Source organism: Nitrincola tapanii (genome assembly GCF_008368715.1).
Lineage (GTDB): Bacteria > Pseudomonadota > Gammaproteobacteria > Pseudomonadales > Balneatricaceae > Nitrincola > Nitrincola tapanii.
Window position 1 is genome coordinate 32,710 of record NZ_SMRS01000009.1, and the last position, 12,589, is coordinate 45,298.

Annotated in this window: 10 protein-coding genes; 9 read left to right on the forward strand and 1 reads right to left on the reverse strand. The window is 52.0% G+C overall.

Annotated elements, in window-relative coordinates:
- Positions 1-22: 22 nt before the first annotated feature.
- Positions 23-1,048, reverse strand: coding sequence for a substrate-binding domain-containing protein (locus E1H14_RS11785; protein WP_149391684.1), 1,026 nt, complete (start codon positions 1,046-1,048; stop codon positions 23-25).
- Positions 1,049-1,368: 320 nt separating this feature from the next.
- Between E1H14_RS11785 and E1H14_RS11790 the strand changes: the two genes are divergently transcribed.
- The 9 genes from E1H14_RS11790 to phoB all read left to right on the forward strand — a co-directional run bounded on the left by E1H14_RS11790 (position 1,369) and on the right by phoB (position 12,585).
- Positions 1,369-2,310, forward strand: coding sequence for a PstS family phosphate ABC transporter substrate-binding protein (locus tag E1H14_RS11790; protein ID WP_235017454.1), 942 nt, complete (start codon positions 1,369-1,371; stop codon positions 2,308-2,310).
- Between the two features lie 2 nt (positions 2,311-2,312).
- The gene (locus E1H14_RS11795; RefSeq protein ID WP_149391686.1) at positions 2,313-4,586 is read left to right on the forward strand and encodes an ABC transporter permease subunit; all 2,274 of its coding nucleotides are present in this window, start codon (positions 2,313-2,315) and stop codon (positions 4,584-4,586) included.
- Complete coding sequence (gene pstA / locus E1H14_RS11800) at positions 4,587-6,227, forward strand: phosphate ABC transporter permease PstA (protein ID WP_149391687.1); 1,641 nt, start codon at positions 4,587-4,589, stop codon at positions 6,225-6,227.
- Positions 6,228-6,233: 6 nt separating this feature from the next.
- A complete protein-coding gene (gene pstB / locus E1H14_RS11805; RefSeq protein ID WP_149391688.1) occupies positions 6,234-7,049 on the forward strand; it encodes a phosphate ABC transporter ATP-binding protein PstB in 816 nt (271 codons plus the stop codon).
- A gap of 84 nt (positions 7,050-7,133) precedes the next feature.
- Positions 7,134-7,898, forward strand: a complete 765-nt coding sequence (gene phoU / locus E1H14_RS11810; RefSeq protein WP_149391689.1) for a phosphate signaling complex protein PhoU — start codon at positions 7,134-7,136, stop codon at positions 7,896-7,898.
- A gap of 230 nt (positions 7,899-8,128) precedes the next feature.
- Entirely contained in the window at positions 8,129-10,282 is a 2,154-nt protein-coding gene (locus E1H14_RS11815; RefSeq protein ID WP_149391690.1) for a methyl-accepting chemotaxis protein, read from the forward strand.
- Between the two features lie 22 nt (positions 10,283-10,304).
- On the forward strand, positions 10,305-10,889 hold the full coding sequence (locus E1H14_RS11820) for a chorismate--pyruvate lyase family protein (protein ID WP_149391691.1): 585 nt from the start codon (positions 10,305-10,307) through the stop codon (positions 10,887-10,889).
- A gap of 20 nt (positions 10,890-10,909) precedes the next feature.
- The gene (gene ubiA / locus E1H14_RS11825) at positions 10,910-11,791 is read left to right on the forward strand and encodes a 4-hydroxybenzoate octaprenyltransferase (RefSeq protein ID WP_149391692.1); all 882 of its coding nucleotides are present in this window, start codon (positions 10,910-10,912) and stop codon (positions 11,789-11,791) included.
- Positions 11,792-11,889: 98 nt separating this feature from the next.
- Positions 11,890-12,585 carry a phosphate regulon transcriptional regulator PhoB gene (gene phoB / locus E1H14_RS11830; RefSeq protein ID WP_149391693.1) on the forward strand — a complete coding sequence of 232 codons (696 nt, stop codon included), beginning with the start codon at positions 11,890-11,892 and terminating at the stop codon, positions 12,583-12,585.
- Positions 12,586-12,589 lie beyond the last annotated feature (4 nt).

A 12,589-nucleotide genomic window follows, 5' to 3' on the forward strand; every position in this document is an offset into this window, starting at 1 on the left:
TTCACTTCTCAAGCCAGTTGCCTTATGGCATCAAAGTGCGCGACTGCACAGCAGAGATAACTTCAGCACGCTCCTCATCACCCATCGGAATCAAACCGGCGGCTTCCAGCGGGCTACCCATGCCACCAATCTCTTCGCTCATGAAGAACTGGGCATATTCCAGCAGACCTGGGATGACACCTACGTGGGCATTTTTGATATAGAAATAGAGTGGACGCGAAACAGGGTATTCACCCGAAGAGATGGTTTCCAAACTTGGAACCACATCATCCACGGTCGCAACCTGCAGACGGTCACGGTTCTGATCATAGAAGCTCAGACCAAAGACACCCAAGGCATCACGCTGAGCATCCAAACGTGCCAGAGTCTCGGTGTAGTCACCTGCGATCTCAACCACACGACCATCGGTACGGATGGCGTTACAGAAGTTGGTCTTAGCTTCACCTTCCATAGCTTTCACTTCCGCGAAGCTTTCGCAACCTGGGTGAACCACTTTTTCTTCGTAAACTTCACGCGTACCGTGGTTAGAACCTGGAATCACCAGCACGATTTCCTGATCTGGCAGGCTGCTGTCGATCTGTGACCAACGGGTATAAGGGTTAGCAACCATCTGGCCATTCTGCGGAATCTGGGCAGCACCCGCCAGGAAGACATGCTTAGGTGTCAGAGCAAACTTGCCGCTATCGGCGCGGGAAGCGAAGACAATACCGTCGTAACCAAATTTCACTTCGATCACTTCTGTCACACCATTCGCACGGCAGCTTTCCAGCTCATTTGGACGAATAGCACGCGAAGAGTTGGCGATATCGATGGTGTTCGCACCCACACCCTGACAGAACTGACGCAGACCACCGCCGGAGCCACCTGAACCCACAACCGGAGTTTTGAACTGTGGGAAGGAGTTGCCGAACTCTTCCGCTACGATAGAGGAGAAAGGCAGAACAGTTGAAGAACCTGCGATCTGGATGGTATCACGCGCCATGGCAGGAGCCGCTACGGCCAGACCAGCAGACATGGCCAGGGCAAGTGCTGTGTTACGGAATTTCATGGATAGATCCTCGTCAGTTTGAAGTACACGACCGGCTCGCATCGAGCAGAAATACTCGGTCGCGTGAGCCTACGCTGCGCAGTTTGACGAGAAAATGTGTCAAGCAGATGAATGCTCTATGACAATATGATGACAAACTCACCCTAGGGTTTATCTTGGATTTGTCATCTTTTTGTCATCAAAACGTCATATTATGCTCGATTAGAAATCCATCTATGAGTGAGGCCATGCACAGAGCATTGCGGGGACACTCCCCTTGTTTAAGTCGAATCCAGGCGCGGCTGAAATGGCTGCGGCTCGGTGCTTGGCGGCTGTCTTCTATGCTTCTCTTGAGCTTGAGCAGCCTTTCTTTGGCCCAGGCTGCCCAGGATCAACACCCAGACTACAGCGCACGACCGGGTGTCAGCGGCTCGCTTTCATCGATGGGTTCAGAAACCCTGAATAGTCTGATGACACTCTGGGCGGAGCATTTTCAATCCTATTATCCAGGGATCAACCTACAGCTACAGGGTTTTGGTTCCTCAACCGGCGCCCCTGCACTCACCGAAGGCACGGCGCTTTTTGCACCCATGAGTCGGGCGATGCGCCCTTCAGAAATCAGTCGTTTTGAACAGCGCTACGGTTATCCTCCGCTGGCCTTGCCAATTGCGATCGATCTGGTCGCTGTTTTTGTCCATCGCCACAATCCTTTGCAACAGATTACCCTGGCTGAGCTGGATGCCATCTTCTCGGAAAATCGTTTCCAGGGTTATCCACAGGCGATTACCCACTGGGGACAACTCGGTTTAGACGCGCCTTGGCAGACACGTAAGATTACGCGCTTCAGTCGTAACGCCGTTTCTGGCACCTATGGTTACTTCAAAGAGAAGGTGCTGCTCGGTGGAGATTTTCGTGCTCAGGTGAATGAACAGCCGGGTTCTTCCTCCGTGGTGTTAGGGGTTGGCCGTGCGCTGAACGGTATCGGTTACTCGGGCATCGGCTTTCGTAACCCTGCCGTCAAAACCCTGGCTTTGGCGCTGAGCCCTGAACATCCTTATGCTGAGCCGAGCGCTGAAAATGTCGTGAATGGACACTATCCCTTAGCCCGCTATCTCTATCTTTATGTGAATAAACCGCCACAGGGACAGTTAGATCCTTTGCAACGTGAATTCATCCGCTTTATTTACTCAAAACAAGGCCAAGCCTTGGTTGAACAGGAGGGGTATCTGCCCCTGCCTGCGGAACTCAGCGCACGTCTTCGGCATGAATTGGAGTTGGACTGAGCATGGCCAGTGACTTTATGCCCACCCCGAAGCGGGTACATCCCTTGCGCAAACGTCGAGTACAGGTGGCCCACTGGCGCTCAATCTGGCGGCGTTTCAGTAACCAACTGTCACGTTTGAGTATCAGTTGCGCCGGTTACGGTGTCATTCTGTCGCTGTTATTGATCTTTTTATATCTACTTTGGGAAGTCTTGCCCCTGCTGCGTGGCGCGCAACTTGAAGCTCAGGGTCAGCAACCGCTCGCGGTGTCCATCGAACAACCCTTGGCTCTAGCTCTGTCGCCCAGCGCAGATCTGGCCCTGATTTTGAGTGCAACACAGGGCGCTTTGTGGATTGATCCGGTTTCAGGTCAGTTACACCAGCAACAGCCGTTGCCTTTTCTGTCCTCCGCTCAAGTGCAGCATTTCTCTCAAGCCGATGCCGAAACAGGTTTAAGTGCTTGGGGATTAAGCCAGGGTGAACTGTGGGTGAGTCAACATCGTTTTTATTCTGTTTATCAAGAGGGTGAGCTGGTGAGCCAGGGAAATGTTGAATTCCCACTCCCGATTACACAACCTTTTGATCCCGAAGGTCGTGCCTTGATCCTAACCGCGCTTGCCACCAATCTGGCGCAAAGCCAACTTTTGCTCGCCGCCGTCAGCGAGGATCAGCGCTTACTTGTGCAGCGCTGGCAGCTGCAACCGGAAGTTAAACTCTTGGAACAGAGTGTGCAGAGATTGGATTTCCAAGCGCAATATCTGTTGATCGATGCCAACCTCAAACATCTTCTTATTATTGATACCCAGGCACAGCTTCAGGTGTTTTCTGCGGGGCAGGAAGGGCCAGCTATCACCTGGCAAAAACAGCTGGAAACCCGCTTATCGGGAATGGAGGGCATCACTCACCTCTTACGCCTGCCCGGCGGCCGTTCGTTTCTGAGTGCGGATACACAAGGCCAAGTGCAGCAATGGCAACTGATTCAGAAAGCAGGCCACGAGCTGAGTTTGCAGAAACTACGCCAATTCCCCGCTTTATCCCAATCAATTCAGCATCTGAGTGCCGATCCCTATAGCAAAAGCTTTTTGGCGATGGATCAACAGGGCCAAACCGCGCTCTACCCTACCACCAGTGGAGAGGAGCCGTTACGCTGGTCAGCGTCTGCTCAGACTCAACACTGGAGCTTTGCCGCCCATCCACAGCGACTCATCGCCTTGGATGCCGATGGCCTGACCTCTTGGCAGGTACACCATCCTCATCCTGAGATCAGCTGGCGTACCCTCTGGACTCAGGTGCATTACGAGGGGTACGAAGCACCTGCTTGGGTTTGGCAACCGGCCGTCGCGCATGACAGTTTTGAACCCAAATTCAGCCTGACCCCCTTAATGCTGGGCACGCTAAAAACCGCCCTCTTCTCGCTTTTATTCGCCATGCCGCTGGCAATTATGGCAGCGATTTATACCGCTTGCTTTATGTCACCGGGGCTTAGAGCTTGGGTAAAACCCGGTATTGAACTCATGGAAGCCTTCCCAACGGTGATTATCGGCTTTATTGCCGGTTTGTGGTTGGCGCCCTGGGTGGAAGCACATCTTGCCAGCGTGATCAGCTTATTGCTGTTTTTGCCCTTCGCCATGTTATTGGCAGGGCTCTTCAACCAGAAATGGCTGCCCAAACTACTGAAACGTCCTGTGCCTGGCAGCGGCACAGAGTTATTTATTCTATTGCCCTGGCTGTTTCTATGTGGTGCGGTGCTGATCTATTGTGCGCCACAATTGGAAGCCTTTTGGTTTCAGGGTGATCTTGGCGCCTGGTTGTCTGCACACTCGATCGATTATGAACAGCGTAATGCCATGATTGTCGGGATCGCGATGGGTTTTGCGGTGATTCCGGCGATCTTCTCGATCGCCGAAGATGCTCTCTTTAATGTGCCGCGCCATCTCACTCAGGGTGCTTTAGCGCTCGGTGCATCGCCCTGGCAAACGGTCCGCCGTGTGGTGCTTCCGGCCGCCGCTGCGGGTATTTTTTCCGCGCTGATGATCGGTTTAGGCCGAGCACTGGGCGAAACCATGATTCTGCTGATGGCCAGTGGGAATACCCCGTTAAGCAATTTTAATCTGTTTGAGGGAATGCGCAGCCTATCGGCCAGCCTCGTGATTGAGTTACCGGAAACGGCAGTCGGCAGCAGCCATTATCGTGTGCTCTTTTTAGCGGCCTTATTACTCTTTGTGTTTACCTTTGTGCTCAATACTCTGGCAGAAGTTGTCAGACAGCGCTTGCGCCAGCATTATCGGACCTTGTAAATGAAGAAGTGGACAGAGGGTGGCCAGCCCTGGATCTGGCTGAGCGCAGGGGCTTTAAGCTGTGCGCTGATTATGCTGCTTGGAACCCTGGGCTGGATTGCCGCCCAAGGGCTGCACCATTTCTGGCCTAAACCTATCTATCAACTCGAGCTGCCAGCAACCGACGCCTCCTCTCCCCGCGCTTTAAGCTTTCTGGCCCAACCTTTACGCTCCGGTCAGGTGGTGGATCAAAGCCAAGACGAACAACTCTGGCGTTTAGGTAACCGTGATCTGCAAAATCAGGAATATCTCTGGTTACCCAAATCAGCAGGTGCCGAATTCAGTCGCCCAGAGAACGCCTTGCGTATCGAGCGCCAAGCCTGGGGGGATCTGTTTGGTTTTGCCCAAGCACTCATCTGGCAGGAGACACAAGAAGACACCCGACAGGAACAACGTGTGCCGGCCGAAGCGGCTGAGTTTTGGTCAAGCTTACAGACGCAACTGCGTGTGACCCAAGCCTTACAACAACAGATACGTTTGTTGGAAAGGCGTGAGATGGGACGCTTAAATCAGCAGCTGGAGCAGATCCGCCGACAGTTACGGACAAGTGCTAGCCATGATCCAGACACCCATGCGGCTTTGCTGACGACCCAACAGCAGCTTCTACATGACCATGAGCGCCTGCGCCTTTATTTGCAGAACCTCTATCAACAAGCCGCGCAGCCACAACTCGAAATTCGTTTAGCCCAGGGCGAAACACATGCTCTCGGCCTCGATCAGATACTGCGTATCACCCGCCCCAACGCGCTGTCTTTTATTGAAAAACTGCAGCTGTATCTGCATAACATCTGGGCGTTTTTGACTGAAAATCCACGCGAAGCCAACACGCAAGGCGGTATCTTTCCCGCCCTCTATGGCACTCTGGTGATGGTGTTATTAATGACGCTGCTAGTCACACCTTTTGGGGTTTTAGCGGCAATCTACTTACATGAGTATGCTGGTAAAAGTTTGCTGGCGCGCTGGATTCGCATCTCTGTGTACAATCTGGCCGGGATTCCTTCAATCGTTTTTGGTGTCTTTGGACTTGGATTTTTTATCTATCTTGTAGGTGGCCAGTTGGATCAATGGCTGTTTGCCGATGCTTTGCCGGCACCCACCTTAGGCACCCCCGGGTTAATCTGGGTGAGCCTCACCCTAGCCTTATTAACCCTTCCGGTTGTGATCGTGGCAACAGAGGAAGGCTTGGCACGGATTCCGCGCAGTTTGCGTGATGGCAGCCTGGCCTTGGGGGCAACACCGGCTGAAACCCTATGGCGAATCATTTTACCCCTGGCGACCCCCGCCATGCTGACGGGCCTCATTCTGGCAATCGCACGTGCGGCGGGAGAAGTAGCGCCGTTAATGCTGGTAGGTGTGGTCAAACTGGCACCGACTTTACCCCTGGACGATGTTTTTCCTTATCTGCATCTGGATCGAAAAATCATGCATCTGGGATACCATATTTTTGATGCCAGCTTTCAAAGCCCCGATCCAGAAGCGGCACGCCCTTTAGTGTATGCCACGGCCTTGGTGCTGATTCTGCTTATCCTGCTTCTGAATCTGAGCGCTATCCGTATTCGTCATCATTTACGTGAGCGCTATCAGCGCTTCCATAATCTGTGAGTGCCTATGAATGTTCCTTCCTTATCACGTCCTTTATCGGCCAGCCAAGCGCAGGATTTTCAACCTGAACGCCTGAAGCTACAGGTTGAGAATTTCAGCCTGCACTACGGACGTGAGCAGGTCCTGCAGGATATCCATCTCGCCCTGCCGGCCAAGCGGGTCACGGCGTTTATCGGACCCTCTGGCTGCGGCAAATCGACTCTGCTACGCAGTTTTAATCGTTTAAACGATTTGATCGAAGGCTGTGTCTGTCGGGGGGATATACGTCTGGATCAAGAAAGTATCTATGCCCCTGGGCGTGATGTGGTGGAACTGCGCCGACGCGTGGGTATGGTGTTTCAGAAGCCCAACCCTTTCCCTAAATCCATCTATGAAAATGTTGCGTTTGGTTTAAGAGTGCAAGGCATTCGTGATCGGCGCACACTGGATGATGTAGTGGAGTTCTCTTTACGTGCCGCCGCACTTTGGGATGAAGTGAAGGATCGCCTGCATGACAATGGGTTTGATCTCTCCGGTGGCCAACAACAACGTCTGGTGATTGCACGAGCGCTGGCTGTCGAACCGGATGTGATTTTGCTGGATGAACCGGCTTCGGCACTCGATCCGATCTCTTCTTTGAAAATTGAAGAGCTGATCAACGAATTGAAACATTCTTATACGATAATTATTGTGACTCATAATATGCACCAAGCTGCGCGTGTCTCAGACTACACCGCGTTTTTGCATCAGGGACGTATTATCGAGTTTGGTGATACAGACAGCATTTTTACCAACCCGAGTAAGCGTCAAACCGAAGATTACATTACTGGGCGTTATGGTTAAGCACAGGATTCACCGGGTTACACAACAAATATAAACAACTTATCCACAGAAAATTACAGCCAAGCGCTGTCAGGATTACCCGTCATGTTTACAGGAAAAGAAGGTTTTTCCCGGCATATTTCCCAACAATTCAATCATGAGCTCGAAGATATTCGCACCCAAATGCTGGCCATGGGTGGACAAGTTGAGCGTCAGGTCAGTGATGCTCTGGATGCTCTGCTCAACAACAACCCCGACCTCGCTGAAGAATCACGCCGTGTTGATCGGCAAACCAATCAAATGGAGCTGGATATCGCCGATCAATGCACCAAAATGATCGCGATTCGCCAACCCACAGCCAGCGATCTGCGTTTGATTGTGGCCATCAGCCGAGCGGTATCTGATCTTGAGCGTATTGGTGATGAAGCCAGCCGCATCTGCCAACACGCGATCGAGATTGCCCAGTCCGGCCCCGCTCCACGGGGGTATCAGGAAGTGCGCCATATCGGCATGCTGGTGTCCTCCATGGTACGCGACATTCTCACGGCGTTTGCACGCGATGATCTGGAATTGGCGTATAGCGTTGCCAAACAGGATACCAATGTCGATCAAGAGTACCGCTCGGCGATGCGCTCGCTGGTTACCTATATGATGGAAGATCCACGCTCTATTTCCTCTATCCTGAATGTGATCTGGGTACTGCGCAGCCTGGAGCGTATCGGTGACCACGCTCGTAACCTCTCCGAACACTTGATCTATCAGGTCAGCGGAACCGATGTCCGCCATCAAAGCTTAAAAAACATAAAACGCACCTTAAAAGATGCGTCACCGGATGATGAAGCTGAAATGAAGGATCAGGGCGGTTCTTGATCTGACATCCTTCTGATGTATTTAAGGCAGGATGCACCCTAAAGGAGCAGATAAAGTATTAATTATTTTGTATGCGCTTTTATGGTGCATTAACGCACCAAATAACAGCAAGTTATCTTCAGAAAATAAGGCACAATATTTGCTTACCTTATTTCGCCCACGCATAGAATCATAATAATCACGCCGGGAGTATCTACTAAGCCGTTAAGTTGTCGATCTTGGGGTTACACATGCGCCATACCTTAAAAAGTCCTGCAATGCCACTCACTTCTGCTGAAATGCACTGGTTACCTTGGTTGGGCACCAACAATAAGCTCAGCCTCGGCTGGTCGTGCTGGATCAACCGCAGCACCTATCCTGTTGTCGAGCAGGTGTTTGAGGGAATTGCCGAGACACGCTTGCGTATCCTGCAACAATGGACGAAACGTCAGTGGAAACATCTACGCGAACTCAGCAGCTTATTCGCCCTCAGCTCAGAAGCTGAGTATCAAGCTCTACTGCTGCGCAAGTTCGAGCAGATCAACGACGCCTCCGAGCTTTTTTTCGTCAACCCCGAGGGCCAGATTCTCGCCTCAACGCACCGTGCCCGTCGGGGTCAGATCCATCCGGGTCAGACCTGTCTACGCGCCCTAAAAGAAGGTTTAAAAGCCCCTTTTTTACATGGCCCCTATGTAGACCCCATAACACTGGAGTTGGGTCCAAGCAGCTCACGCTTTCACGACGCCGTGACACTCATGTTCTATCAACCCCTGGAAGTGAATGGCAAGGTATTGGGTTGTGTGTGTAGCCGAGTGCCCAATGATGTTGTGGGTGATCTAATACAGCGTGAAGCCGGACACATCTATCGTGAATCCGGTGATAACTATTTGTTTATGGTGCAATCCCGCTTTGATCCCAGCATTGTGCAAGGCACCGCCTTGTCTCGCTCACGTTTTGAAGATGACACCTTTTCCCATGGCGAGAACCTGAAGCAGGGCGTCAACACACGCTGGGGCACCGTTCAGGTTAAGCAACATACCGAACTGGAATTGCGCTTTACCGATCCCGCTACCGGCCAGTTGCATCCTGGGGTACGCGAGACCATTCGCCAGGGCCATAATCTCTTTGTGACCTACCCCGGATACTCCGATTATCGTCATATCCCAGTGATCGGTAAGGGCATTACCTTTCAGCTGGAAGGTTCACCCGATATTTGGGGCATGATGTGTGAGGGCGATCTAGAAGAGGTGTATCGCCGTCGATCGATTAAATATGTCCTCAGTCGTCTTTATCTGCTCACCACAGCGGGCTTACTCGCCGCCTCCAGCACCTTACATCTCTTCAGTCCACTCAATAGCAGTTGGAATCTGGGATTAAATGCTCTGCTTCTGCTGCTCGCGACTTTTCTTTACACCTGGTTAGGGCCACGTAAATTAGCCAGCCGTATGGGTTCCACCACTGAGTTGATCCGCACCATTGCCGAAGGTGAAGGCAACCTGACCCAGCGTCTCGATACCACTTCTATGACCAAGGATGAAACCGCCGATATGGGCGGTTGGATCAATAGCTTCCTGGATAATCTCGATGGCATCATCGGCCAGATCATTCAGAGTGAACGCGACGTACGTGAAACCAACAAGGTGATGCTGGGCTTAACCGATGAAGCAGGGAACAACAGTCGTGAAGTGCGCCAGGTTGTGACTAAAATGCTGGAGTTGTTAGAGCAACAGTTACAAGAAATTAACGATGCCAGCCATACAGCCGAAACCCTAAAACGCGCAATGGATGATGTGATGGCCAATGCCCGTGAGCAATTTGAAACGGCGCGCAAGGGCACCGACTCGATCCGCCATGTGGTGGAAACAACCGCCAATCGTGTGCAAAACCTCGATAGCCGTATGACCGAGATCGGTAATATTGTCGGCATGATTAGCGATATTACCGCCCAGACCAATCTACTTGCGTTAAATGCGGCGATTGAAGCCGCACGAGCCGGTGAGCATGGCCGTGGGTTTGCTGTGGTCGCCGATGAAGTCCGCAAGCTGGCGGCCCGAACCGCCGGTGCCGCCGATGAAATACAAGCCACCGTGAACAGTTTGCAAAGTGAGACACGCGAAGCGGTGCATTACATGGAGCAAGGCGTTGAAGCGGTGGATGAAAGTATTCGCCATGCCTCGGAAAGTGCCAGTGAGAATGATGAACTGCAACAAGCAGTTGAGAAGATGTTTAGCATCATCAAACAGCTAGACGATCGTAGTCACTTTTATGGGGCCTCAGTACGTCAGGTTGAAGGGGCCTCGGTGGAGATGGCAAATACCATCACTGAGCTACAACAGAGTGCTCAGCGTGTGCGCCATAATGCCGACTCTCTGCGCCAGCTGACCTCGCAGTTTACCGTGACCTGAGCTTTCGAGATAGGAAGCATCGGTGCTACACTGGGTGGACCTTCTTGTAGAACTCATTTTCACTCGCATCATGTCCGCTCGTACCGCCTTGCTAAACAGCTTCCAGCGTCAACATTGGCGCTCTGCCAAGAGGCGCCAACCTCTGCCTGCTCACTGGCGGCCCTGGTTAACGGACAGAGGTTCCTTAACGCGCCGCTTGGTGCAGGCCAGCCAACATAGTTTTAGTGTCGAACGCCTGCGTCAAGGATGGCAGACTATGCGCCCGAGTGAGCAGATCTGTTTACAGCAACCGGCGCACCACTGGGCTTTAATTCGCGAAGTCATGCTGCGTGGCCATCAACAGGATTGGGTATTTGCTCGCTCCATTATCCCGCGCAACACTCTGCGCGGTCGGCATCGCGCCCTGCGCTCGCTGGGTAATCAATCGCTTGGCTCCTGGTTATTCAGTGATCCGTCTATACAACGTGGTGATCTGGAAATCTGCCGTCTAGAGGATCAGCATAGTGTCTATTGGGCACGTCGCTCTATCTTTCGTTTAGAGGGCCAACCTCTACTGGTCATCGAAGTCTTCCTTCCCAGCTTGAGGCGCGTAGAATACCCCGGCTGAGGAGTTCAACAGGGGGTAAGATGTCACTTCACGCTTTATGGGCGCATCTACGCAGCCAAACACCACACTATGTTCGCTTAACCCGTGCCGATAAACCGATCGGAACCTGGTTGTTGCTCTGGCCAACACTCTGGGCTTTGTGGATTGCCGCCGAGGGCGTACCTTCTTTAACACTCCTGCTGATTTTTACGCTCGGCGTGTTCCTGACTCGCTCGGCAGGGTGTGTCATCAATGATTTTGCCGATCGTAAAATCGATGGTCACGTTGAGCGCACACGTGAGCGTCCGCTCGCGACAGGCGCGGTCACAAGCCGTGAGGCGCTTCTCCTGTTTGCGCTGTTAATGCTCGTGGCCTTTGTTTTAGTGCTCTTCACTAACCCTCTCACCATCTGGTTATCTTTGGTCGGTTTATCCTTGGCCTTTACCTACCCTTTTATGAAGCGCTACACCCATCTGCCACAAGTGGTGCTGGGTGCTGCTTTTGGTTGGTCAATCCCTATGGCTTTTTCCGCCACACAAGAAAGCCTGCCACTCATCGCCTGGTTACTCTATGCCGCTAAACTTCTCTGGACCGTCGCCTACGATACCCAATACGCAATGGTAGATCGTAATGATGATTTGAAAATCGGCGTTAAATCCACCGCCATTTTGTTTGGTGAAAAAGACAATCTGATCATCGCCCTTCTACAAGCCGGTGCACTGAGCCTGTTACTACTCATAGGGCTGATGCTGGAGATGAGCTATTGGTATTACCTCGGCTTAGTCGCGGCTTCCGGTTTCTTCCTCTACCAACACAGTTTGACGCAAGCACGTGAACGTGAAGGTTGTTTTCGTGCTTTCCTGAATAATCACCTGGCCGAGTTAGCTGTTTTGGTCGGCATCATTTTTCATTACGCCGCATAATGCTGCGAAGTTTTTGCAGTTTCGTGACATTTGTCATATTTATGTAACAGAAACCTTCTGTAATACACGCTGTTGTGATTAATAAAGAGGCTCTGCAAATGTCTGCTGCAAAGCGTGTGCTGATTGTTGATGATGAAGCACCGATTCGGGAAATGATTGCCGTGGCGCTGGAAATGGCCGGCTATGAGTGTTTGGAAGCGGAAAACGCGCAACAAGCACATGGTGTGATTCTGGATCATAAACCGGATATGGTGTTGCTCGACTGGATGATGCCCGGAACCAGCGGTATCGACTTTGCGCGGCGTTTGCGTAAAGAGGAGGTGACGAGTGATATTCCCATCATCATGCTCACCGCGAAGGCGGAAGAGGATAATAAAATCCAGGGCTTAGAAGTTGGTGTGGATGATTACATCACCAAACCCTTTTCCCCGCGTGAGCTGGTCGCACGTTTGAAAACCGTCTTGCGCCGTACCACCCCAAAAGGGATCGAAGAACCGGTGACCGTCGACGGTCTAACACTGGACCCGATTTCACATCGTGTTTTGTCTGAGCAGACTTCACTGGAGTTAGGGCCTACCGAATTTCGTTTGCTGCAATTTTTCATGACCCACCCCGATCGGGCCTATTCACGTGGTCAGTTGCTCGATCATGTTTGGGGCGGTAATGTTTATGTCGAAGAGCGCACAGTGGATGTCCATATTCGCCGCTTACGCAAAGCTCTGGGTGAACGCCACGATTATCTGATCCAAACGGTTCGCGGCACAGGTTATCGTTTTTCCACTCAGCTCAGCTGAGTGG